Annotated in this window: 23 protein-coding genes; 5 read left to right on the top strand and 18 right to left on the bottom strand. The window is 56.6% G+C overall.

From position 1 onward, the window contains the following. Window positions 1-4: 4 nt before the first annotated feature. From ACFSOY_RS03130 to ACFSOY_RS03150, 5 genes are all read right to left on the bottom strand, one after another. Window positions 5-1006, bottom strand: a complete 1002-nt coding sequence (locus tag ACFSOY_RS03130) for a hypothetical protein (RefSeq protein WP_386044064.1) — start codon at window positions 1004-1006, stop codon at window positions 5-7. 97 nt (window positions 1007-1103) lie between these two features. Beyond that, the gene (locus ACFSOY_RS03135; RefSeq protein ID WP_386044065.1) at window positions 1104-3404 is read right to left on the bottom strand and encodes a LysM peptidoglycan-binding domain-containing protein; all 2301 of its coding nucleotides are present in this window, start codon (window positions 3402-3404) and stop codon (window positions 1104-1106) included. Between the two features lie 139 nt (window positions 3405-3543). After that, window positions 3544-4683, bottom strand: coding sequence for a glycosyltransferase family 4 protein (locus ACFSOY_RS03140; protein ID WP_386044066.1), 1140 nt, complete (start codon window positions 4681-4683; stop codon window positions 3544-3546). Between the two features lie 25 nt (window positions 4684-4708). Beyond that, window positions 4709-5752 carry a CotS family spore coat protein gene (locus tag ACFSOY_RS03145; RefSeq protein WP_386044067.1) on the bottom strand — a complete coding sequence of 348 codons (1044 nt, stop codon included), beginning with the start codon at window positions 5750-5752 and terminating at the stop codon, window positions 4709-4711. A 20-nt stretch (window positions 5753-5772) separates the two neighbouring features. Next, on the bottom strand, window positions 5773-6801 hold the full coding sequence (locus tag ACFSOY_RS03150) for a CotS family spore coat protein (protein WP_386044068.1): 1029 nt from the start codon (window positions 6799-6801) through the stop codon (window positions 5773-5775). Window positions 6802-6943: 142 nt separating this feature from the next. On the opposite strand from ACFSOY_RS03150, the gene ACFSOY_RS03155 reads away from it, so the two are divergent. Next, window positions 6944-8122 carry a S8 family peptidase gene (locus ACFSOY_RS03155; protein ID WP_386044069.1) on the top strand — a complete coding sequence of 393 codons (1179 nt, stop codon included), beginning with the start codon at window positions 6944-6946 and terminating at the stop codon, window positions 8120-8122. Window positions 8123-8261: 139 nt separating this feature from the next. Continuing rightward, window positions 8262-8852, top strand: a complete 591-nt coding sequence (locus ACFSOY_RS03160) for a hypothetical protein (RefSeq protein WP_386044070.1) — start codon at window positions 8262-8264, stop codon at window positions 8850-8852. Here the strand turns inward: ACFSOY_RS03160 and ACFSOY_RS03165 are convergent. Next, the gene (locus ACFSOY_RS03165; RefSeq protein WP_386044071.1) at window positions 8849-9256 is read right to left on the bottom strand and encodes a thiol-disulfide oxidoreductase DCC family protein; all 408 of its coding nucleotides are present in this window, start codon (window positions 9254-9256) and stop codon (window positions 8849-8851) included. The genes ACFSOY_RS03160 and ACFSOY_RS03165 overlap by 4 nt on opposite strands. 102 nt (window positions 9257-9358) lie before the next feature. Then, window positions 9359-9601, bottom strand: coding sequence for a hypothetical protein (locus tag ACFSOY_RS03170; RefSeq protein WP_386044072.1), 243 nt, complete (start codon window positions 9599-9601; stop codon window positions 9359-9361). A 175-nt stretch (window positions 9602-9776) separates the two neighbouring features. Between ACFSOY_RS03170 and ACFSOY_RS03175 the strand changes: the two genes are divergently transcribed. From ACFSOY_RS03175 to ACFSOY_RS03185, 3 genes are all read left to right on the top strand, one after another. After that, on the top strand, window positions 9777-10682 hold the full coding sequence (locus ACFSOY_RS03175; RefSeq protein ID WP_386044073.1) for an RluA family pseudouridine synthase: 906 nt from the start codon (window positions 9777-9779) through the stop codon (window positions 10680-10682). 39 nt (window positions 10683-10721) lie between these two features. After that, window positions 10722-11147 carry a hypothetical protein gene (locus tag ACFSOY_RS03180; RefSeq protein WP_386044074.1) on the top strand — a complete coding sequence of 142 codons (426 nt, stop codon included), beginning with the start codon at window positions 10722-10724 and terminating at the stop codon, window positions 11145-11147. 124 nt (window positions 11148-11271) lie between these two features. Further along, window positions 11272-12267 carry a metal ABC transporter substrate-binding protein gene (locus tag ACFSOY_RS03185; protein WP_386044075.1) on the top strand — a complete coding sequence of 332 codons (996 nt, stop codon included), beginning with the start codon at window positions 11272-11274 and terminating at the stop codon, window positions 12265-12267. A gap of 232 nt (window positions 12268-12499) precedes the next feature. Here ACFSOY_RS03185 and ACFSOY_RS03190 read toward each other — a convergent pair whose 3' ends face one another. The 11 genes from ACFSOY_RS03190 to ACFSOY_RS03240 all read right to left on the bottom strand — a co-directional run bounded on the left by ACFSOY_RS03190 (window position 12500) and on the right by ACFSOY_RS03240 (window position 24330). Next, on the bottom strand, window positions 12500-12964 hold the full coding sequence (locus ACFSOY_RS03190; protein WP_386044076.1) for a hypothetical protein: 465 nt from the start codon (window positions 12962-12964) through the stop codon (window positions 12500-12502). Then, window positions 12964-15204: an MMPL family transporter gene (locus ACFSOY_RS03195; RefSeq protein WP_386044077.1), complete on the bottom strand. Its 2241-nt coding sequence runs from the start codon at window positions 15202-15204 to the stop codon at window positions 12964-12966. Before ACFSOY_RS03195 ends, ACFSOY_RS03190 begins: the two co-directional genes overlap by 1 nt. Window positions 15205-15281: 77 nt before the next feature. Then, complete coding sequence (locus tag ACFSOY_RS03200; protein ID WP_386044078.1) at window positions 15282-16664, bottom strand: sensor histidine kinase; 1383 nt, start codon at window positions 16662-16664, stop codon at window positions 15282-15284. Continuing rightward, window positions 16661-17338, bottom strand: coding sequence for a response regulator transcription factor (locus tag ACFSOY_RS03205; RefSeq protein ID WP_386044477.1), 678 nt, complete (start codon window positions 17336-17338; stop codon window positions 16661-16663). The genes ACFSOY_RS03200 and ACFSOY_RS03205 overlap by 4 nt, the downstream gene beginning before the upstream one ends. A 114-nt stretch (window positions 17339-17452) precedes the next feature. Beyond that, window positions 17453-18766, bottom strand: a complete 1314-nt coding sequence (locus ACFSOY_RS03210) for a purine/pyrimidine permease (RefSeq protein ID WP_386044079.1) — start codon at window positions 18764-18766, stop codon at window positions 17453-17455. A 70-nt stretch (window positions 18767-18836) separates the two neighbouring features. Continuing rightward, on the bottom strand, window positions 18837-20126 hold the full coding sequence (hemL, locus tag ACFSOY_RS03215; protein WP_386044080.1) for a glutamate-1-semialdehyde 2,1-aminomutase: 1290 nt from the start codon (window positions 20124-20126) through the stop codon (window positions 18837-18839). A gap of 18 nt (window positions 20127-20144) precedes the next feature. Then, window positions 20145-21128 carry a porphobilinogen synthase gene (gene hemB / locus ACFSOY_RS03220; RefSeq protein ID WP_386044081.1) on the bottom strand — a complete coding sequence of 328 codons (984 nt, stop codon included), beginning with the start codon at window positions 21126-21128 and terminating at the stop codon, window positions 20145-20147. 12 nt (window positions 21129-21140) lie between these two features. Further along, window positions 21141-21938: a uroporphyrinogen-III synthase gene (locus tag ACFSOY_RS03225; RefSeq protein WP_386044082.1), complete on the bottom strand. Its 798-nt coding sequence runs from the start codon at window positions 21936-21938 to the stop codon at window positions 21141-21143. Further along, window positions 21935-22861, bottom strand: coding sequence for a hydroxymethylbilane synthase (gene hemC / locus ACFSOY_RS03230; RefSeq protein ID WP_386044083.1), 927 nt, complete (start codon window positions 22859-22861; stop codon window positions 21935-21937). Before hemC ends, ACFSOY_RS03225 begins: the two co-directional genes overlap by 4 nt. Continuing rightward, complete coding sequence (locus ACFSOY_RS03235; RefSeq protein ID WP_386044084.1) at window positions 22858-23505, bottom strand: precorrin-2 dehydrogenase/sirohydrochlorin ferrochelatase family protein; 648 nt, start codon at window positions 23503-23505, stop codon at window positions 22858-22860. Before ACFSOY_RS03235 ends, hemC begins: the two co-directional genes overlap by 4 nt. A 6-nt stretch (window positions 23506-23511) precedes the next feature. After that, entirely contained in the window at window positions 23512-24330 is an 819-nt protein-coding gene (locus tag ACFSOY_RS03240) for a cytochrome C assembly family protein (protein WP_386044085.1), read from the bottom strand. Between the last annotated feature and the right edge of the window lie 9 nt (window positions 24331-24339).

Here is a 24339-nt window from a genome sequence, read left to right on the forward strand (position 1 = left end):
CGAGTTACATCCACCTCGCTCCATCCGCACCGTATACGATCGGCTTGCGGGCTCGCCCCACCTCGACCGCCCGCTCAAAACGCTCAGCAAACAGGTCGTCTCCTCGCTTCATCGTGCGGAACTGTGTCAGGTGGCGGTAAGCAGTATGTGGAAATGCCAGATAGGCATCGAGCACGATCAGCTGTTGCTCGCTCATCCCGGCCTCCTCGCCATACGCATCGAGAAATTCCCGAGCCAGCTCCTGCTCCCCCCGCTCCAAGAGCAGATGAGCGAACCGCGCCGCATCGTACAGCGGCAGATCGGAGATCGCATCATCGACGTGCAGGATGGCAACCCGTCCCGCCTCTCCGATCCGCAGTTCGCGCAGGCGATAGTCCCCGATCGCGAATTCGCATTCTGCCTCGGAGCGCCGCGAAAGGTCCTGATACTTGCCAGCAGACAGCCCTTCCACAGCCCGCGCGATCTGCTCGGCAAGCCACTCATAATGCGTGAGAAATCGCTCCTGCAACCGATTTTTCTGCCGCAGTTCCGACCAGGCGCAGTAGCGCGAGTGAAGCTCATCGCCCGCTTGGGCAAACCGCTCCATCCAGGTGCCGTGGCGCATGGGGAGTTTGATCGGCTCGTTGAGCTGCAGCCCTTTCGCCGCTCGGTGCAGCTCCGCCAGATGGCGACCACAATGGCGCACATCGTGCGGATCGAGGTCTGGCACCCTCCCTTCCCACAGATCGCTGACCGTATAAAAATGGCCCCCCTGCACGACGAACGCATCTCCGTACAGCGTGCGAATGTGGCGCGGAATGCGACGAACCCCCCGTTTTGCAAAGTGTTCCCACAGCGCGTGCCGCCGCTCCACCTTCTGTTCGTCCGTATCGATGCGGAGCACTTTCATCCCGCGATTTGTATCTAACAGCAAGGAGCGCTCATCGAGCGGCGACACGCCTGACACGCCCAAACCATAGCGGGGTACCACCGACTCGACGATCACCTCCAGCAGATCGTTGACCATACGACTCCCCTCCCTCGACTCTTGATTTCAGCCTATGCGTTCGTACCAAAGAGTAGACGAAAAACAGGCGGACGCATTCGTCTGCCTGTTTTTCCAGTCATGAGCGTCTGGTCGATGGGATGTAGAGGATCTGCCCGATATCCAGATCATGATCTTGCAAGTTGTTTGCCCGGAGCAGTTCGCTGACCGAAGTTTGGTAGCGTTCCGCAAGATCTGGCAGCGAGTCTTCTACCTGCACGACTTTAAACTTCATCGTCACCTTGCTCTCCGGCTGGCCGACCAACATCTCGCTCCAGAAGGAGTCATCGTCGAACGACTTTGTGGTGATCCCCAGAGGATGCGTTGAGGATTCGCGATCGGCAAACGAGTCGCTCTGGATTTCCAGCGCTTCCAACACTTCCGGTTCGACTGACAACGACTCCGCAATCGAATGAGTCGCACCGTGAAGTGAAGAAGATTCGCGGTCTGCAACCGAGGAGACCTCGACTTGGTGAGAGGAAGATGATTCGCGGTTGACAACCGATTGCTCCACCGCCTGATGCGTTGAGGACTCGCGCTTAGCAACCGACTCAGATGTGCTCTCCGACGCTTCTGGTGCTCCCGCTTGGACTGATGACGACTCAGGAATCTTTGCAGAGGAGGAGCTCTCACGCTCCTCCTCGCGCGACTTTGAATCGCCGAGGAGCGAGGAGAGTTTGACCGGCCAAGCGGCTCCATTTTCTCCATGCTTCGCGCCGACCGAAAGCTTCGGTGAACCGGGGGGAGTTGACTCTACCGCTTCGGTCGCCTGCCCCTGCATCGCAGCTTCAGGATCGAACACTTCGTCTTCAAACTGATACTCCGCCTCATAGGGACGATCTTCAAGCGTTTCGGCCGCTTGCGGGTAAGCTTCCGCGATTACACTTTCCTGCGCCACCGCATCCGATTCTGCTCCCTGCTGATCGCCGCTGTCCGCAGCGATGCTCCGCTCCTCCGCGCGAGCTTCTTCCACCACAAAAGCGAATTCATCCGCTTCCGCTCCACCCGCTTGCGCTTCCTCCCGTCGCGGTGGTGTCATCGAGGCGGACGGCTGCTGCTCTGCTGGTGCCTGATTGCTAAAAGCGTTCGAATCGGCAGGACCTTCCGCTTCCGTGTAATAGGAAGGGTTGACCACATGGGGACGCACGGTCTGCCTGCCATACCCAAACTCATAACTCGGCGGTGCATACGGATGAGGAGCTGACGTCCGATCGAATCCGAAGCGCACACTCGGCTGCTGCTCATCGTTCGATCGATCGGGCTCAGCGCTCGCCTGCTGCTCCTGTCTGGGCTGCCCTTGCCCGAACTGCTCCTGTCTGAACTGCACCTGCCCAAACTGCCCTTGCTCGTACTGCACCTGCCCGAACTGCTCTTGCCCAAACTGCTCCTGCCCGAACTGCTCCTGCCCGAACTGCTCCTGTCTGAACTGCTCCTGCCCGAACTGCACCAGCCCAAACTGCTCCTGTCCGAACTGCCCTTGCCCGTACTGCTCCTGTTCAGACTGGTCATGAGCGATTGAATCGTCGCGCTCTTCCAAGCGGCGCGCCCACTCCGTCCCCGGCTCGGGCATCGGGAAGACGAGGCTTGGATCGGGCGTAAAGATGATGTCCGACTCTTCCTCTTCCCCCGCCGCTTCAGCCTTCCGCGCAAAGGATGCTTCCTGCTCCTTCGCGGTGGCAGCCGGAGATTCGATCAGCCAGTCATCCTCCTCTGCCGCTTCCGGCTCGATGGCGGTGTCCGCACTGAGCCGTGCCGCCTGCTCCAGGCTCCAAATCTGATCAAACGGAGGCTCGAACTCCCCGTCAGGCTGCCCTTGCAACCGCTCAAACGAGAGCGGCTCCTCGTGGTCGAGCAGTTGATCCAGCTTGGGTGCAAAAGCGCCCTCCTCTTGTGTGCCACAGCGAAACACGTACCCTTCTCCGCCAGACAGCCCTGCGATCACCAACTCGGCCCGCAGATGCACCGTCTTTTCGCCGAGCACATGCGCATTCCACTGTCCGATCTTCGGGTTGACATCGAGAATGCCATGCTGGCGCTGATAGTCCTGCTGAGCGGCCATCGGCACCTGCAGCACGAACGGGATGCGGTGGTGCAAAGGCATCACCTGCGCCTCGGCGATCTCCGTCTGCGCGTCAAAAACGTCGCCCGCTTCCCATCCCTCTTCCTGTTCTGCTGGCAGGGATGACCGGTCCTCCCGCCGCAAAAATCCGGTAAATGACAAAGCGCCTTTTAGCACATAGGCGTCATCCTCTACATCAAACCCGGTTATCTCCGTCGCCAGGGTCGCATCTTCTACCTCTTCGCTGCCGCTCACCTCGTCGATCGTCAGCTGTTGATCTACATGAATGCGAATCGATGGAGTCATGTCCGCATCGTTCATTCGAAGTCCCTCCTTCATCGTTCGATCATAGTGCGACACTCTCAAATTTATGAGAATGCCTGTACGATTATGACTTAACAAAAAAGGGGTCGACCCGTCCGTTCGGTCGACCCGCCGCTTGCTCACGATCGTTCATCCGTTAGCCAGACTGCGATTTGGTGCGCGCATACAGCTGTTCATAAGCGGCCAGCGTCTCTTGCGCACAGCGTTTCCAAGAGAATTGATCAGCTTGTCGCAATCCGTCTTCGCTCATCTGCTCCCGCAGCGCTTGCGATCCCAGCACCCGCTTCATCTGTTCAGCCAACTCGAACAGATCGTGCGGATTGACCAACAATGCTGCATCCCCGGTCACCTCGGGGATGGAAGAAGCGTTGGAGGCGATCGTCGGCACCCCGCAAGCCATCGCCTCAAGCGGCGGCAGGCCAAATCCCTCGTAATAGGAAGGGTAGACGCACAGATCGGCCGCATTGTAGAGGTGTGGCAACTCCTGCACGGCAGCAAACCCGGTGAAGATCACCCGTTTTTGCAAGCGCAACGCCTCCACCAGCATCACCGTATCATCATAATCTCGCGCCTCTTTGCCGACGAGAACGAGCGCGTAGTTCGGATCGATCTCATCTTGAATCTCATAAAAAGCGTTGATCAGCCCTCTGACATTCTTTCGTGGGGAGAAGCCCCCGATATAGATCACATACGGTCGGTCGATGCCAAATCGATCTTTGACAAACCGCTTGGCAACTTGTCGATCGATCGGCCGGTACACGCTCTCCGGCGCTTCAGGAGTGACGACGATCTTCTCCTCCGGGATCTGAAAGATGCGCTGGATGTCCCGTTTCGAATGTTGGGACACGGTGATGATCAGATCGGACTGCTCCATGATCCGCGGCATCTCCTGCAGAAAGATCTTCAGATACCCTTTGCCAACCGTCTCCGGATAGAGATAGGGGATGAGGTCGTGCACCGTCACCACGTTGGGACAGCTTTTTTTCAGAGGAAGCCCGATGCCGTTTTGCGGTACATGATACAGATCGATCTTCTCCTGTTCCACGCTCATCGGAATGTGAACTTCTTCCCAAAATTTATCTTTGCTTCGCTCGATCGAGTTGAAGATTTCATCCACCGTCGGGTCAAGATTTTTATATTCATCTCCCGGCCAAAAAAAGCGGTACTCGTTCTCTTTGTCGTGCACGTACAAATTTTTGATCAGTTGATACGTATAGGTTCCGATACCCGTTCCGCGATACCAGATAGCACCGCGTGCGTCCAGACCGATCTTCATCCTGTCACCCCTTCACCCGAACGTGCTACCTGATCTTTCCATATTTAAATACATAGCGCGCACCAGCTTCAAACTCGTTCATAAAGCGCTCGCGCCTCGCTTTCTGTCCGATCCACTTGCGCAGTTTACCTTCCAAAAACTCGTTCGGTCTGTTTTTGGTCACATAGTGGAAGTAGCCCGCCTCATAAAAATCTTGCGGAAACCGCATCATCGCATGGAGCAATCGCTCTTCCCCTTCCTGTGGTTCCGCCAGCTCAAAATAGGATTTGACGATAAAATAGGCTGTTCGACTGTCCCATTTCACGCTCTTCATATTCCGCAAGATCAACGACGCAAGATCGTGTGCGCGGATGTCGCAGAGCGCATAATCAAAATCGATCAGCGACACGTGCTGATCGCCCGAGATCAGCACGTTGTGATGCGCATAATCATGATGGCAAAATCCCATCCGCTCGCGCTCTTCCTTGGTGATCTCCTCATAGCGCGAAGAAAAGAGCAATTCCACAGATCGCGACGCTTCTTGGATACAATATGCTGCCTCTTCGGCGAACATGCGGTCGAACACAGTCCCTCCAAGCTCCGCCAACACCATCCAATTGCGCAGCTCTTCGATCCGCTCCAGAAAGTGTCCCGTCCAAGTTCCCCATTGCTCTTTCCCCGCACAGAGCGGAGGCCAAAACCCTTGCGAAGCATCATGAAACTTTGCGAGACCGCGAGAGGCGATCGCCAGGTCGAGCGCATGATCGTACTTGCTCTCGCGCCCGGTCATCCACTCCATCACAAAATAATAGCCCTCGTCCCCTTTGACAAACGATTCCCCAGCGGAAGTGGTGAGCACTCTTGGCACCGGAAAGCCTTTCTCTCGCACATGCCGCATCGCCGCCAAGGAGAAGCTCAGCTCATCGGCCGACAGTTTAAATTTTTTCAACGCGTATTCGCCCTTTGGCGTCAGGAGACGAACCACCTTGCGAACTGGGATCGCCTGCGTGACCTCAAGTGGATACGCCTCCAACACTTCGGGGGAAAATCCGCACAGATCGAGCACCTGTGCGGTCGTCAATTCTTCCATCGCGGCTCCCCTCTTCTCCCTTAGAGTCGAGTTGGAAACGAATCGAGGAAACGCTTCCAGTTATCAAGCCGCGCCACTTCTTGGCGCATTTTTTTGATCGATCCTTCAGGGGTGTAGCGCAGAGAGAGGAACCCGCGCTCCACAGCGCGCCAGTAACGCTGCGGGAAGAACAGCACGGCGCGAAGCACTTGCAATTCATCTTCATACAGATGATCGACCTCGTGATAGGTGCGCAAGATCAGATTGCCCGTATCGACAGACCAATCGGTGCGTCGAAGCATCTTGCGCATGAAGCGAGCGAAATCATGGGCGCGCAGTTCGTGGGCGCAATAGTCAAAATCGATCACCATCATCTCGTCGTCTGGCGTCTGAATGAAATTGTGGTATGTGAAGTCGCCATGCACAAACCCTCTCAGGTTGCGCTCGCGGCGCAGCACCTCGCGATATGGCGATGCTTTTAGCTCCCGCACGCCGGTCTCCGCCATCTCAAGCATCGGTTCGACCGTCGCGAGGAACACCTCCTCCAGCTCCGATTGCGGCTGTTGACCTCGGAAGCGCTTATACGTGTCCGCAATGTCGGCCAACTCCTCTTCGAAGCGCTCGATCCACCCTGCCCATCTGGTTTTGATGTGCGCTTCCACCGATGGCTGAAACCCTCTGGATGCACGGTGCAGCTCAGCTTGTAGGCGAACGATCTGCTTCAATTGCACAAGGTCGTTGACGTTGCTTTCCTTTCCCTCGATCCAATTGCTCAGAAAGATCAGGCCGTCCTCAACTTCGATGAACGGTCGACCATCCCCCGTCTTGACAAAGCGTGGCAACTTTTGAAAGCCGTTGTTCCATAGGTGCTCTTGCGCTTCGCAAATAAACTGAAGCTTTTCCGGTTTGTGACCCACTTTTTTCAAGGCGAACGTGCCGCGATCCGTCTCGATCTTGACCACTGCGCGCACCTGATTGGCATTCAAAATCTTCAACCCGTAAGCGTCTTCTAAGTCAACGCCAGGCGCAAAATCCCTCAACTCATCGGTCAACTCTTTTTCTTTTGCCAACGCTTTCGTCCCTCCTCAACCAGTGACAGTTCACCCTCAGATTATGTAGGCGATGGCGGAATGGTGAAGGAATTTGGACAGGTTTGACGAATCAGAAATATGTATTTACATCTTTAAATAATAAAACAAGGAGGTCATTGAAATGAAGAAAGTGATGACAGCTTTGGTCGCAACCGCTTTTCTGGCGTCGCTCACTCCGACTGCCAGCGCCGAAACTTCGAAGGGCGAACCCGATTTCGCACAAGACCGCGTGCTTGTGAAGATGAAGCCGGGGAAAGATGAGAAGGACTTAACGAATCGCTACGATGTGGAAAAAGTGCTGGACTTACAGGAGTGGAAAGTGCTCAAAGTAAAGGCTGGCGATGCCAAAACGATGAAAGAAAAGCTGATCGGCGAGTGGGATGTGGCAGATGTGGAGCTCGATTACGTCGTGCATTCGGCGACCTATTGGTCGGATGATCGGTGCCCAACCCCTCCCCCCAAGCCGTTTCCAGGACCGCGCCCTCCCTATTTCGACAAGCTCAACCTGTTGAAAGCATGGGAGAAAACGCTCGGATCGAAGGAGCGGACGATCGGCCTCTTCGACACTGGTGTGGACCTAGAGCACAAGGGTTTGATCGACAAGCTGGTGTCCGGCTACGACTTTGTTGAGCGAAGCTCGAACCCGATCGATCAGAACGGCCACGGCACCTATGTGGCCGGCATCATGGCAGGAGCGGCCAACGAGGAGTTGGGTTCATCAGGCATTGACCCGAGCGCAATGATCATGCCGTTGAGAGTGCTCGATAAAGAAGGGGTCGGTTATACTTCAAACGTGCTTGAGGCGATGTATTACGCGGTCGAAAAGGGAGTGAACGTCTTTAACCTGTCACTCGCGGGCGGTGAGTACTCCGATGCGTTCCAAGACACGATCAACTACTCGTTTGAAAAAGGCGTCGTGATCGTAGCAGCCGCCGGCGACGATGGCGGGGAAAAAGCGGTGTTCCCCGCCGCGTATGAAAACGTGCTCTCGGTGGGCGCGGTCGATCAGGAGTTCAAACCAGCCGACTTTTCGAACTATGGAGGATGGGTCAGCCTCGCCGCACCTGGCGTAGGCATGGAGACTACCGCCCGAAGCGGTGGCATCGTCACCGATCTGAAGGGCTCTTCCTACTCGGCAGCGTTCGTCTCCGGGCTCACCACGCTCACTTGGTCGACCAACTTGCAGATGAGCAACAAGGAAGTAATCGAGCGATTGTTGAATACAGCCAAGCAGATCGAGGGAACTGAAAAGTACACGAAATACGGGTTGATCAATCCGTACGATGCGATCTTCTACTAGTCGGTGAAGTACCTCTCACGTTGAGAGGTACTTTTTTTGAAGATGATCGCCAGCATGTTTCTCTCCGCTATCAGGTAACATTGACCTGCCATTGGCTGATACTAGAGGGGATGAAGAGGAATGGAGGTAGACTTGGAAGATGAGCATCCGCTATTGTTCATTTCGGATCGGAGAGCTTTACGAGGCGATCGGATCGGGCGATCCGATCCTGCTGACCAAGACACAGCCTTTGCTTTCGCGCGACCCTGAGCTGTACACGGTCATTCGAGCGATCGTCCAAGATGGTCTGCTCTATCATCAGGCGTTTAGCGACGATCTGTACAATGAGGGGATTCGGAAAATCGTGCAACTGCTCCCCGCTTCCGCTCCCCCCGATCTGGACGCAAAAGACTACCAAGTGGATTATCATGACGCGTGGCGAGCGCTTCCTGAACGAAGCTTGCTCCGCCACTACTTCAACTATCTCACACACGGTCGCTATCTGTTCGACCACCCGATTCGCCCGACCACTTTGCTGCGCTATGGTTTTTTGTTGCAGGAGGAGCTGCCGCAGTTTCTCCAACTTGCCGAACAGGAGCGCTTGAGCGGCAGTCTGCCCTGGTATTTTGTACAAAATACGATCCGCCTGATTCAACATACGTGCGAGTCTGGTGACGACCTCTTCGTCTCGATCGCCATTCGCGGACGCCGTTATCGCCTGCTGCGGTCGAAGCGAAACGGGGAGAGCTAGTCCTTGCGATGAATGGAACAGGCATCTGTGCACTCTGGAACATCGCTTCCCAACCATTTTGACAGGCGAAAGCGATTTCGTGCCACATATTCGTACATTCGCTCTGCTAACCATCCGATCGGTGGCAGGTAGTAGAGCCAGACGATCAGGCGGTACCCGCGGTGCAGCTGCAGGATGCGCACCATCGCCTCCGCTCCGCCGTAGAGCTTCTCACCGTCGAGCAGGTGCATGCGCGCTTTGCAGCTCTCCTCGCGCAGCTCCGGATGGATCTGCTCCGGTGGCACCGAGCGAAAATCGACGGGGCTGACTCGCTCGCCAAGCATCGCCTGAATCCTCTTCATCGATGCGCGACATAGCGCACAATGCCCATCATAGATCACCTGAAGCGGCTCTGAATCTCTCATTCTGACTCCCTCCTTTTCTTCATCTTACGCTAAAAAAGTCGAAACCGCATCAGGGTTTCGACTTTTTTAGCTTCCCTACCAAAAGAGGTTGCGAGCTGATGATCAGCAGCACTCAGGCTCGCAAACCTCCAGTTTCAAACAATCGATCTTGCCGCGCTTCATCTTGAGATCATCGATTGTCATACAATCGCACTTCAACTTTTCGATGCGCAGGTGTTCAAAGCAGACCTCATCAAGATACACGCAGTTTGTATGACCTGCGAGCATCTCGCGCAGTTGTGCGCGAGCTTCCGCATCCAGTATCAGGGCAATCTTCATCTTTTTGATTTTCGTTTTATCAGACATGGGTTCTCCTGCTCCTCTCGTTGTGTCTCGCTGTAGGCTCTGTTTTTACCGCCCACCACACTGTACGCTCCCAAGCGCTAGGCGGTTCACCCATGACGAGCCCATATTTTGCGGATCGAGCTTGATTTGCTAAAATGATACATGTTGTTAACATGAAGAAAGTGGTGTCATCCCCATGCACTTTGCCAAAAATGGCCCGTGGCTCGAAATGCGCGTCACCAAGCGACAAGCGGGCATGTCGGTGCTCGATCTGTTGCGAGCGGAAGCAGGTCTGCCAGAAAAAATTGTGCAAGAGCTGTTCAAAACGCACAGCGTGATGATCGGGAAGGAAGAAGCACAGCCCATCGCTACCGTCGGGGCAGGAGATCGCGTGCGCTGCGTGCTGTTTCCCGAAGAGCCTTATGGCGTCGAGATTTCAACCGATCTGCTCGATGTGCTCTATGAGGACGATCACCTGCTGATCGTCAACAAAGCGGTCGGGATGAAAGTGCATCCCAACTCGGCAGCAGAAGCGGATACTCTGCTCAACGCCCTCGCCTTCCACTACCAGCTGCAAGGGGTGCAAACGCGCTGTCGGGTGCTGCACCGACTGGATCAGGAGACGTCAGGCGCTCTGCTGATTCCCAAGCATGAGATCGCCCACATCCTGCTGGACAAGCTGCTGACCGAGCGGCAGATCTCACGAGTTTATTATGCGCTGGTCGCAGGCCGGGTGCGAACAGACAAGGGATTGATCGATCAGCCGATCGGCCGTGATCGCAACCACCCGACCAGACGACGTGTTTCCAAGACAGGTAAGCCTGCCCAGACCGAGTATCAGGTGATTCGGCGCTTTTCCGATGCGACGCTCATCCAAGCAAAATTGCGAACAGGTCGGACCCACCAGATTCGCGTGCATCTGGCATGGCTTGGACACCCTTTGCTCGGTGACGAGCTCTACAGTGGGCCGACAGACCGCATCGCCAGACAGGCGCTGCACGCTCGCTATCTCAGCCTATCTCACCCGATCACAGGCGAGCTGCTGGAAGTGGAGGCTCCCTACCCGGACGATTTCGCAAATTTGATACAAAGTTTGAACTGACTCCTGTGCTATGATGAGGAATGAGGTGAACGTTTCGCCATGAAAAAATTACTGATCTTGCTAGCCCTAGCTTTGATTCCCCTTTACCTCCTGCCATTCGGCTATCACAACAAAGGCGTCCTCGAAGATCTACCCTCCTCCTATACGACGGTGAAAGTCGCGCTGGTCAACCCGGGGACGATCTTGATTCTCGGTGCGATCGTCACGCTGATCATGCAGCACCGCCGCTCGATGTGGTGGGCGATGCTCGTCACCTTCGTGTATTCCTATCTGGGTCTCGGGCTGATCTGGGGCGGTTTTGCCGGCCCGTTTGAAACAGGATTGCTCAACTATGCTGCTCTGTTTGCGGTGATCGGCTTTGTCGGCTCCCTGTTCGTCTTTATCTTTTTGACCATCTTCCGCAAGCTGATCGAAGCGAACAAAAATCCGGAGAAATTTAAAAAAGATTGGAAGAAGCCCCAATAGGCTCTCATCAGCAGATGAGAGTTTTTTTTGTGCTCAAAATCGTAAACATTCTTATTTACAAGCAGAGATTCTCGATGTATAGTAATTCGTAATCATTACGTTTTACATAAGAGGAGGATTTCTGATGAAAAAATGGTTGGGCGTTGCACTTGCAGCCAGTCTGATGCTGGCCGCTTGCAACACAGATGAGCGACCGGTCGCACAGACGGCAAGCGATAGACTGCAGGTGGTCACCACTTTCTATCCGATGTACGAGTTTACGAAACGGGTGGCCGGTGATCATGCAAACGTCACGGCGCTGGTGCCGATCGGCGTCGAACCGCACGATTGGGAACCGACAGCGAAAGACATGAGCTCTTTGGCACAGGCTGATCTTTTCGTTTTCAACGGCGCGGGGATGGAAAGCTGGACGGAGGAAGCGCTGAAAGGGATCGAGAACAGCAAGCTGATCGTCGTCGAAGCGACGGCGGGCATTGAACTGCTCGAAGGCGAGGGGCACGATCACAACCATGATGACCATGAGCATGCACAAAGTGAGCATGACAAACATGAGCACGGGGAGGACGAACATCACGAGCAGGAGGAGGGTCACCACCTCGACCCGCACGTCTGGCTCGACCCGGTGCTCGCTCAACAGCAGGTGGAGTCGATCAAACGTGCGCTGATCATGGCGGACCCCGATCATCGGAGCGACTACGAGCGAAACGCGACCGCCTATCTCGCTGAGCTCCAAGAGCTCGATCAGGAGTTTCGAACTGCTGTCCAAAACGGGAAGCGCAAAGAGTTTGTCACCCAGCATGCTGCCTTCAGCTATCTGGCGAAACGGTACGGTCTGAAGCAGGTGCCGATCTCCGGGCTCTCCCCCGAAGTGGAACCGTCAGCAGCTCAGATGGCAGAGATCGTCGCCTTCGCCAAAGAACATCAGGTCAAAACGATCTACTTCGAAACGCTGGTCTCGCCGAAGATTGCGGAGCGAGTCGCCAAGGAGATCGGGGCGCAGACGGCGGTGCTCAACCCGTTAGAAGGGCTGACCAAAGAAGAGCAAGCAAGCGGGCACGACTACATTTCGATCATGAAGCAAAACTTGAGCGAGCTGAAAAAATCTCTCGATCAGGAGTAAGGATCGATCATGCGATGATGCGGCGTTCGGGTAGCAGACGCTTCGCACGGGGGATGATCTAATTCTCCTTCCCTGACAGGCTGATCAAATTGCCCTGACTGGCGGCGTGCAGAAGCGAGTCGCGGAGCACAATCTGCTGCACGAACAGAAAAAAGCGACTCTGTGCGAGTCGCTTTTTTTGCATGATCAACGTTTAAAAGGCAGATGGCGATTCTCTTTCGCGCAAAGCGGATCAGGAGACTCGCAGACTTACGATGTAGACGACCGCCAGCGCCAGCACGGCGAAACTGGAAAGCGTGACAGAAAAGCGGGTGACCAGTTTGGAAAACTGGTTTCCTTGCGCGCCATCCGCGCCTTTCAACCGCTTGTGCGCTCTGTTGCACATCCACGTCATGATGATCAGGAAGAGCAGGATGATCATGCCTCCACCTCGTTCCATCAGCGTGATCCAAAGCGGTTTTTCGATCTCATGATAGCCGAGGCTTTGGATCAACCCACCTCCTGATGCGAGCACGACCAGCGCCGCGCCGTTCATCAGCCATTTGACCAGGCTGATCATCATCTGAAGCAAAGATTTCCCGTTCGACCGATCCTCCATGCGACCGATCTTCACCAACAGCCACACAGACACCACCATCGAGCCGATCCAGATTGCCAAACCGGCCAGATGAAGAAAATACAAGCTGGTCTCAAGCATTATCGTTCTCCCCCTATCCCATGCGTGATCGTATTCATTTTGCGCGATGATGCGGTCGGCCACCAGTTGAATCGTCCGAGCAGCACCATGATCGAAGGCATCAGCAGGGCGCGAACGAGGAACGTATCGATCAGCACGCCGAGCGCGACGACAAATCCGAACATGAACAGCTCAAGCAGTGGCTGTGTCATCAACACTGCGAATGTGGCGACGAGGATCAACCCGGCAGACGAGATCGTCTTGCCCGTCAAGGCGACGGCACGAGCGATCGCTTGCGGCAGCTCATGCTTCTGCGCTTCTTCGCGGACCCGAGACAGCAACAAGATGTTGTAGTCCACCCCGAGCGCCACGAGGAAGACGAACGAATAGAGCGGAATCCGGTAGCTGATCGCCTCATACCCGAGCAGTTCGTGAAAGATCAGCCAGCCGAGACCGAGTGCCGTCCCATAGGTCAAGAGGATCGTTCCGATCATGTACAGCGGCGCGATCAGCGAACGCGATTGGAAGATCAGCAACAGCGTGATCACGGCGATCACGACGGTGACGACGAGAAGCGTGTCCCGATCGTTGATGTCACGAGTATCCACCATCTGCGGGGTCTGCCCGGCAAAATGCAGCCGATAGCTAGACAGTTCCAATCCGCTGTCCGTGATGATCTGTTCCGCTTGCTGTCGCAACGTCTCGATCGTTTGCATCGCCTCTGTCCCGTACGGGTCATCTGCGAGCACCATCTGGAGCTGTATCGCCTGGCGATCTTCAGACAGCACGCCTTTTGGCAGTTGGCGCCCCGTCTCTTGCTGGTTGTCTGCCGTCAGATCGGGCGTGACCGACTCGACGCCTTGCACGCTCGCCAACTGCGCAGCGATCTTGCCGAGCGCGTTGTACAGTCGCTGATCAGGCTGGATCTCCTGCGTTGACTCGACGACCGCCGTGACCGGGGCGAGCGACCCTTTGGGGAACTGTCGCTCCAACGTTTCAAATCCGATCCGCGAAGAGGAGTCCTCTGGGAATGATTGCAACAGGTTGAACGAGTATTTGATGTCTGTGGTGAACAGCGAAGCTCCCACCAAGAGCAGCATGAGCACCGCCACGATCGTGCGCGGTTTGCGAATGTTGAAGCGTCCGAGCTTCGCCCAGAAGCTTCTGCCCTCCTGCTTCGTCTCCCCAACCTTCGGCACAAACGGCCAGAACGCTTTGCGACCAAGCAAAGTGAAGACAGCGGGGATCAAGGTCAGCCCGCTGAGCAAGATCACGATCAACGCGGTTGCAAACACCGGAGCAAAATGTTGATAGGGCTTGAACAGTGCAGCAGCTAACGTCAAGACGGAGACGAAGATCGTGCTGCTGCTGAAGAAGATCGGCTCGCCGACATAGTTCATCGCCACGCGCATCGCCTCAAACTGAGACGCACAGTTGCGCAGTTCCTCCCGATAGCGAGAGAACACAAACAGACAGTAGTCGGTGAGCACCGCGAACAGCAAGATCATCATGATCGACAGCGCCTGGCTGTCGACGACAAACCAATCGTTTTTGCCCGCCAAGCCGAGCAGTCGGTCGACGACCGCATAGGAAAGCCCAGCGACAAGCAGCGGAACGATCGCCAAGAGCGGCGAGCGGTAGAGCACGATCATCAGCACGAGAATCAGTGCGACGGTCGACAGCATCAGCACCAGGTCTGCATTTTGAAACACGGCGAGCGCATCTGATGCGATCCCCGCAGGGCCGGTGATCGAGATGTGCAGCTGTTCACGCAGCGCATCCGCTCGCTGATCGATCGCTTTCACCGCATCGCGAACCTGATGCGAATCGAGCCCTTTGTCAAGGTGTACAGGGAGCATCAACGTGGTGTGATCTGCTGAGAAAAACGGCTCCCAACTGCTGGGCGGCATCTGGTGGATCGGAAGCGATTGCTCCACACCCTCCGGTTTATCCTCGACCAGCCCACGGCTGAAATTGACGATCTGTTGCTGTTGATCGTCCGACAATGGCCGATCATCATGAAACACCAGCAGCGCAGTCAGCCCGCCGTCTGCTGGAAAATGCTGATCGATCGCCTGGCGCGCGAGCTCTGAAGGAACGTCTGCCGGCAGATCGGAAGCGTTCGAATTGACAGCGAACATCTTGCTCGTCGGCGCAAAAGCGGAGAGGATCAGCACGAGCGCGATCCAAAGCGCGAGCATGATGATCGCGCCTTTCTTCCTGCTTGAAAATGCGGTCACCGCCCGAAGTAACTGTGTCATCTGGTGCGACCTCCTCATCATTTCGTTTTCATAGGCTCATTCTATGGAACGAAGATGAACGAAAGATGAACGACAGATTACAGTCGAGGCAGGATGATCGTGAACGCGGTGCCGACGCCGAGCTCGCTTTTCACCTCGATCGTGCCGCGGTGCAGCGAGATGATCTTTTTTACGATCGCAAGCCCCAGCCCGCTTCCGCTGCGATCTGTGCGGTCGCGCGATGGATCGGCGATGTAGAAGCGCTCAAACACACGGGCCAGCTGATGCGGTGCGATGCCGATCCCATCGTCAGCGACTGTCGCTTTGACCTCAAACCCGTCATCTTCCAGCTGCAGAGCGATCGTCCCGCCTTCGGGCGTGAACTTGATCGCGTTGGTCAACAGATTGACCCACACCAGATGCAAAAAATTCGAATCGGCGTCAAGCGTAACTTTCGGCAACTGGAGATCGAGCTGCAAGTTTTTCTCGCGCCACTGCCATTCGAGCATCAGCACGACTTCGCGAATTTGCTCATCGAGGCGAAAGGAGGACTTTCTCACCAGCGCGCCGCCCTTGTCCAGCGCAGACAAGGTGAGCAGCTGTTGGCTGAGCGAGGAGAGGCGACGGCTTTCCTCCTCGATGATCGCCAAATGAGCATCTCGCTCTTCCAACGACATCTCCTCGGTGCGCAGCGCTTGGGAAAAACCTTGGATCGAGGTCAATGGGGATTGAATTTCGTGGGAGACGTTGGAGACGAACTCCTGCCGCATCTCCTCCAGCTTCTTTAGCTCGCTGGCCATCTTGGAAAAATGTTTCGCCAACTCCCCGATCTCATCCCCGCGCGCCACTTCGAGATCGATGTCAAACTCCCCTTCGGCGATCTGCTGGGTGGCTGCGGTCAGGCGCTTGATCGGCGACACGATGAAGCGGGTGAAGATGACGAGAAAGAGCAAGGAGATCACAAAGGTCAGCATCAGCAGCATCGCCAACAAGATCCGCACTTCGCCGAGCATCCCCTCGATGTTCGGGCGCAGAAACAGCGCATAGTTGGTGCCGTTCGCATGCAGTGGAACCCCGATGCTGTTGGCCAGCGTGTTTTCAAAAAAGCCGGTGATGAACGGCCCATGTTGACTTTCCATCACTCCGGGGTAAGGCTTACCCGCCAAGACGCTCGGCACGATCGAAGGATCAAGCTCCATCTCTTTAAAGGGCGCCCCAAACATCGTGCCCGTCCCCGTCGCATCGACAAGGTACAATTGGTAATTCAGATCGGCGACGCCGGTCAGATATTCGTGTAAGTCGATCGCAGGAAACTGCTCGTACTTTTGCACCACATCTGTCGCGATCCCCATCAGCTTCTGTTCATTGTACTGTTTGAGCTGTCCTTGGTAGTAAAAATTGCACAACAGAAAGGAAAGCACGCCGCTGCCGAGCACGATCAGGATCGTCATCAGCACGATGCGAACATAGAGCGTCTTCATCTGTCGCGCACCTCAAGCTTATAGCCGAGCCCGCGCACGGTGACGATCGAGAGATCATCCGCCGCGGCGAGCCGCTCGCGCAGTCGTTTGATGTGCACATCGACCGTCCGGCTATCCCCTTGGTAATCGACGCCCCAGATGCGGTTGATCAGCTGGTCGCGGGTCAGGATGCGGCCCGAGTTGCTCGCGAGCAGCGCCAACAGCTCAAACTCCTTGCGCGGGATCGGAAAGATATCCTCTCCGATCCGCACTTCGAAGTTGCGCAGGTCGATGACCGTCTGCTGAAAGCGGATCAGCTCCTCTGCGACCACCTGGTAGCGACGAAGCAGCGCTTTGATCCGAAACATCAGCTCGCGAGGCTCGAACGGCTTGACCAGATAGTCGTCCGTACCCGACAGGAAGCCGCGCTCCTTGTCCTCCACCTCGCGCTTGGCGGTCAATAAGATGACCGGCACATCATAGACGTCGCGGATCTCGCGGCACAGTTCCAGTCCGTCTTTACCTGGCATCATCACATCGACGACAGCCAGGTGCACCCGCTCCTGTTCCATGATCTGCGAAGCTTCCACGCCGTCTTTCGCCTGGAGCACCGCATAGCCCTCTTTTTGCAGATAAAAACGCAACAGCGTACGGATATGCGGATCATCATCAGCAATCAAGATATGTATCCTCATCACACACCTCTTGGAGAGGTGCGGCGTCCAGTCGACCGCTCGCCACACCCGGATGTACAGCATGTTCTGCAACAGCGCTTCGCTTCCCCAACTCGCCTTCATGCAACGAAAGTGTCAATCCTTTTGCGCTTGCCGAAACACGACGTGCTCCAGCAGCAAGCAGACGATCAGCCCGACGAGCAGACCGTTCGCCATCATGTTGCGCAGCCACGGCGCGAGCGATGACAGCGCGTCAGACGGCAAGAACATGATGCCGACGCCGACCATCAGCGAGATGCCGATGACGAGCAGGTTGCGGTTGTTTCCTTCCACGCCCATCAGATCGCGAACACCGAAGCCGATCATCTGGGCGAACGGGGTAAACAGAGCCGCATAAGCCACTTCTGACGGCAGCGTGGAGAAAAAATGGCCGATAAACGGAAACAGACCGCTCACCCCGACCAACACCGCTCCGAGCACAAAGGGCAGTCGCGCGCGCAATCCGGTCGTCATGATAAAACCTGCCGATACGGAGAGCGGCACCAAGCCGACGATCGACAGCGGGCCTGACAGGAGCGAGCTTACCCCGTTGCCGAGCAAACCGCGGCGATAGGTCGCAGGTTCAGCCTCTATGCCGAGCGTGTTGGCCATGACGACGATCGAGGCGATCACATTTGAGATCAAGATCACGCCGGTCAGCACAGAGGTCAGCACCATGCCGAAATCCCAGACTGGCGGCCCCCATGCGAACAGCTCCGGCCAAGCAAACCAAGCGCTTCCCGTGTCGGCCAACGCTTCCTGATCGTTCAATCCAAGCGCCGAGAACAAGACCCAGCCGAGCACGATCCCGACCAGCGGCCCCATGCTGCGCAGAATCCCTTTGCTCTTCAGCGAGATGGTCAGCACGACGACCACCACGAGCAGGGAGAGTGTCGCGATCGTCCCGTCCACATGTCCGAAGCGAGCCACGCCGAGCATTCCCTTGAAGAACGAATTGCACAGCGACAGGCATAGCAAGATCAGATAGACGCCCGTCACGATCGGCGTGAACAGCTGCCGCACTTTGCCGATGATCGGCAGCAGGCCTAAGATCACCAGCACCGCACCGGAGACGATCAAGCCCATCTCCAACTGCTGAAGCACCAATCCCTTCTCCCCCGGGATCGCCATCCCGCCCATGATCATAAACAGCGCCCACCACATGCCTGCCGCCCCTTCGATCAGCGGCAGTCGGTGGCCGAAGTAGATCTGGATCAGCGTCGCGATCCCGGTCGCCAGCAGCATCCGCTGGACGAAGGAGGAGATCTCCACAGCAGACAGATCAAAAATAGCGCCGACCACGATCGGGACGGCGATCACGTTCGCCAAGATAAAGACCATCCATTGTACACTTTGCATCCACAAGAGCGCTCCACGCGGCTGCAAGGGTGTTGTGTTTTTTACGCTCATCCGCGTTCCCTCCTGTTTGGAAAAAGCAAGCCACCTGTTCAAGACAGCTGAACAGGCGGCATCGATTGCTCTACAATTGCTTCATCGACTGATAGGACGCTTCCAGCGTGCGGTCGATGTCTTCATCCGAGTGTACCAGCGACAGGAATCCTGCCTCCAGCTGCGACGGCGCCAAATAGACGCCGCGCTTGAGCATCTCGTGAAAATAGGTCGCGTATCTTTCAAGGTCGCACAGCTTGGCCGTGTCGTAGTCGACCACTTCACGCTCCGAAAAGAACATGCCCATCATGCCGCCCACATAGGTGCCGGTCACAGGAATGCCCAGCTCTTTCCCGCTGGCGAGGAAGCCTTCGACAAGCCGTTTGCCCATCGCTTCCAGTCGGTCATACGCCCCCGGCTCGCCCAGCTTCTTCAAGGTGACATAGCCTGCGATCATCGCCAGCGGGTTGCCGGACAGCGTGCCCGCTTGATAGATCGGGCCTGCCGGTGCGATCAGCTCCATGATCTCTCGCTTCCCGCCGTATGCGCCGACCGGGAGGCCGCCGCCGATCACTTTGCCGAGCGTGGTCAGGTCAGGATCGATGTTGTATCGAGCCTGCACACCGCCATAGGCCGCCCGGAATCCGGTCATCACCTCATCGAAGATCAACAGCGATCCGTACTGCTTGGTGATCGCCCGCACTTGCTCCAAATAGCCAGGCAATGGCAACACGCAACCCATGTTCCCCGCGATCGGCTCCAAGATCACCGCCGCGATGTCTTCGCCAAACTTTTCAAACGCCAGCTTCAAGCTGTCGATGTCGTTGTAGGGCACGGTCAGCGTGTTGGCTGCGATCGACTCGGGAACGCCCGGCGAATCGGGCAGCCCGAGCGTCGCAACGCCGGAGCCAGCCTTGATCAGCAGCGAATCGGCATGCCCGTGATAGCATCCCTCAAACTTGATGATCTTGTTTCGCTTCGTATACCCGCGCGCCAACCGCAGCGCGGACATCGTCGCTTCGGTGCCCGAGTTGACCATCCGCACCACTTCGACAGACGGCATGATCGATGTGACCAGCTTGGCCATCTCCGTCTCCAGCTCGGTCGGTGCGCCAAACGAGGTGCCTTTCGCCGCCATCTCCTGCACGGCACCGATCACATCCGGATGCGCGTGGCCTAAGATCAACGGCCCCCACGACAGGCAGTAGTCGATATACGCGTTGCCGTCGATGTCGTACATCTTCGAACCCTGACCGCGCTCGACAAACACCGGGTCGCCTTTTACACCGCGAAACGCGCGCACCGGCGAGTTGACGCCACCTGGGATGATCTTTTTCGCTTCTGCGAATGCTGCTTTCGAACGTTCGTAGCCTTTATGCATCAGAAACACCTCCGGTGACTAGTAGCCTGCTTTCAGATAGCGCGCGATATCCTTCGAAAAATAGGTCAGGATCAGATCGGCACCTGCGCGTTTAAATCCGGTCATCGTCTCCATCACGACCGCTCGCTCGTCGATCCAGCCGTTTTGGGCGGCCGCTTTCACCATCGCATATTCGGCAGATACGTTGTAGGCGACGATCGGCAGGTCGTAGCGATCGCGCAGTTGGCGGATGATATCCATATAGGCGAGCGCCGGCTTGACCATCAGCATGTCGGCGCCTTCCATCACATCAGACTCCGCTTCGCGCATCGCCTCACGACCGTTTGCCGGGTCCATCTGGTAGGTCTTGCGATCGCCAAACGATGGTGCCGAATGAGCCGCATCGCGGAAGGGACCGTAAAACGCCGAAGCGTATTTGACCGCATAGGAGAGCACCGGGATGTTTTGGTATCCGTTCTGATCGAGCGTATGTCTGATCGCTGCGATCCGCCCGTCCATCATGTCGGAAGGTGCGATCAGATCGGCGCCCGCCTGTGCGTGGGACAGCGCCGTCTTCGCCAGCAACTCCAAGGAAGGATCGTTGACGATCTCCCCGTTTTCGACGATGCCGCAATGGCCTGCCGGGTTGTATTGGCAGAGGCAGACGTCTGTGGTGATCACCAGATCGGGGTTTTCCTCTTTGGCCGCACGGATCGCCTGTTGCACGATTCCTTCCTCCGCATATGCCTGCGAGGAGCAATCGTCTTTGTGATCGGGAATCCCAAACAGGATGATCGAAGGAATGCCGAGTTCCGACACCTCATTCACTTCGCGGCGGAACTGGTCGAGCGAGAAGTGAAACACGCCCGGCATCGACGGGATCTCCCGCTTCACATCGTTCCCTTCCACGACGAAGAGCGGATGGATCAGATCGTTGGTCGAAACATAGTTCTCGCGCACCATCGCGCGCATGCCTGCCGAATTGCGCAGTCGGCGATGTCGTTGAAATTCTAGCTGTTGCATCTGTGGGTCCCCCTATCGCTTGGTGGTGAAATGTTGGACGAGCGTCTCGACCAACCCTTGAATCGTATATGTATCTGCCATCAGCTCGATCTGTAGGCCGTGCCCCTGCGCCGTCTCTTTCGTCACCGGCCCGATGGCAGCGAGCACGACGTCGCCGAGCAGCGTTTTGACGTCAGAGCCGGACAGCGCCGCCACAAAGTTGTTCACCGTCGAAGAGGAGGTGAACGTGACCGCATCGATCTCTCGCGCTGCCAAGCGAGCGATCAGCTCGCTCGCCTCCCCGACGACCGGAAGCGTCCGATACGCATCGACATCTGTCACCAGACATCCTCGTTCCCGCAGCGCATCGGGCAACAGCTTGCGCGCGATGTTTGAGCGTGGGAGCAACACCTGCTGCCCCGGCGCCACCTGATCTCCCAGCGAGCGAAGCAGCCCTTCCGCAACATACTCCTCGGCGGTGACCGCCACCGTCACACCCTGTCGCTCCAGCGCAGCTTGCGTCTTGCTTCCGACCGCTGCGAACTTCGCGCGCAGGCCTGCTGGCAGAGTGCCGATCAACTGCTCGATCCGCGCAAAGAACATCTCGACGCCTGTGACGCTGGTCAGGATGATCCAGTCGTAGTCGGCAAGCTGTGCAATCGCTCGATCGAGCGGCTGAAGATCGGACGGAAAGTCGGTGCGAATGACCGGAAACTCAAACGGCACTCCTCCGAGCGCTTCGATCTGGCGACAGAGCTCGCTCGCCTGACTGCGGGAGCGGGTGACGACGATTCGCTTGCCCTGAAGCGGCTTTTGCTCGACCTCTGTCACTGATTGATCTCCTCGCGCACCTTCTCCAAGATCTCGCCTGCGCCCTTCTCGATCAGCCTTTCTGCTACCGCCTGTCCAAGCGCGACCGGATCGGTGCCGGTCGCCGTCTCTTTGAGCAGGGTGAGCCCGTCAGCAGAGCCGACGATCCCCGTCAGCTTCAGCTCTCCATCGACCGTCTCCGCATAGGCGCCGATCGGAATCTGACAGCCGCCGTTGAGCTGCCCGAGCACCGTGCGCTCCGCGGTCACGATGCGGCGCGTCTGCTCATTGTCAAGAACGGAGAGGATCTCCCGAATCTCCTGATCATCAGATCGGCACTGAATCGCCAGCGCCCCTTGGCCGACCGCCGGAATGCACAGCTCAGGCGCCAAGCGCTCTGAGATCTTGTCCGCCCAGCCCATCCGCTCAAGGCCGGCCGCAGCCAAGACGATCGCATCGAGCTCCAGCTCCTCCAGCTTGGCGAGGCGGGTGTTGATGTTCCCGCGCACCGAGACGATCTTGATGTCCGGACGCGCATGGCACAGCTGTGCAGCACGGCGCAAAGAGGAGGTCCCCACCTTCGCACCGATCGGCAAATCGGAAAAAGTCCCGCCGTTTCGAGTGATCACCACATCGCGCGGGTCTTCGCGCTCGGTGATCGCCGCCAGCATCAGACCGTCTGGCATCTCTGTGGGCATATCCTTTAAGGAGTGCACCGCAAAATCGATCTGTTTGTCGTACATCGCCTGCTCGATCTCTTTGATAAACAATCCCTTCCCGCCGACCTTCGACAAGGTGACATCCAGGATGCGATCACCTTTGGTGACGATCTTTTCCATGCCGACCTCAAGCCCTGGATGGTGCTCTTTCAGCCTTTCGATCACCCACTCGGTCTGTGTTAGCGCCAACGGACTTTTTCGGGTCCCCACTACGATTCGCTTCATTCTTCAAGTCCCTCCAATATGCGTTCCAACAACTGTTCCGCATCTTCATGCTCGCCTTGACGCATCATCGACAGCAGTTCAGAATTGACCAATTTTCTCAGCAGCAAAGTCCTTCGCTCCACCTCGGGCACTTCGGCCAACAGGCGTTTGCGCACCTCGGCGACCTTGTCCAAAAACAGCTCGATCTCCGGTCCGAGAAACGACTCCAGCTCCTCGCGCAGCTTTTTTGCCACGACGGGCGCCGCCCCTGAGGTGGAGATCGCGACCGACAGCGCACCTCGCCTGATCACAGCAGGGACGGTAAAGTTGCCGAGTGCCTGATCGTTGACCACATTGACCAAGCGGCCATTCGCCTCGCCTTCTTCATAGACCTGTCGATTGACCTCGACCGAATCGGTCGCTGCGATGATCAGTGAAAAGGGGGTGGCGTCGCCCGACTGAAACGGACGTGCCTCCCACCTTATTGTACCATCTTCCGCCCGCTTTACGATGAAATCGGTTCCTTGCGGCGCGATCACCGTCACATCTGCACCGCACTCAAGCAGGCTGATCACTTTGCGCTCCGCAACCGGCCCCCCGCCGACGACAAGGCAGCTGCGCCCCTTCAGCCGTAAAAATGCTCCGTACATCCGCTCGCCTTTCATGCTGACCTACCAGTTGTGGAACCCAGAGAAATAGGTCCCGACAAACAGATGGTTGATGATCAACAGCCCAAAAGACGCGACGTTCCACCAAGCGAGCTTTCTTCCTGACCAGTCGCTCGCCCGGCGCAGATAGAGCCAGACGACGTAAAACCCGAGCACCAGCACCGAGACGACCGGCTTGGCGTCGAGGATCAGGATGACGCCATATTGCTTGTAATACCAGTTGACGCCGAGGATCATCGCAAGCAAGAGCAAGGGGAAGCCGACCATGATCAGGCGATAGGTAAACGCGTCGAGCTTGTCGAGCGCAGGCATCCGGCGAAACATGTTGTTCCAACGCTTCTCCTTGAGCATCTTCGATTGGATCAGGTACATGATCGAAAAGATGAAGGAGATCGAGAAGGCCGCATAGCTCAAGAAGGCGAGCGTGATATGCAGCACGAGCAGATCTCCCTGCAGATTCTCCCCCACCTTGGCCGCCCCTTCACCTGCAAACAGGTGAAAGACGACGATCGTAAACCCGATCACGTTGGTAAAAAAAGCGAATAGATCGATCTTATAGAAAAAGTTAATCACCAATGAAAATGAGATCAATAACCAAGAGAAAAATAGGGTGGTCTCAAAAGGTGTCACCAGCGGTACATAGCCGACCTCCACCATGCGCGTGAAGAAAAAAGAGGTCTGCAAGCCCCACACGACGGCGAGCAAACCGAACGCAACTCGATTGAGCGTCCTGCGGTGGGCAAGGAAATCGAGAAAATACAACACGACAACAGCCGCATAGAGAAAGACCATAAAGTCGTACATCAACAGACTTCTCGTCACGATGAACAC

This window comes from Tumebacillus lipolyticus (assembly GCF_042682745.1).
Lineage (GTDB): Bacteria > Bacillota > Bacilli > Tumebacillales > Tumebacillaceae > Tumebacillus_A > Tumebacillus_A lipolyticus.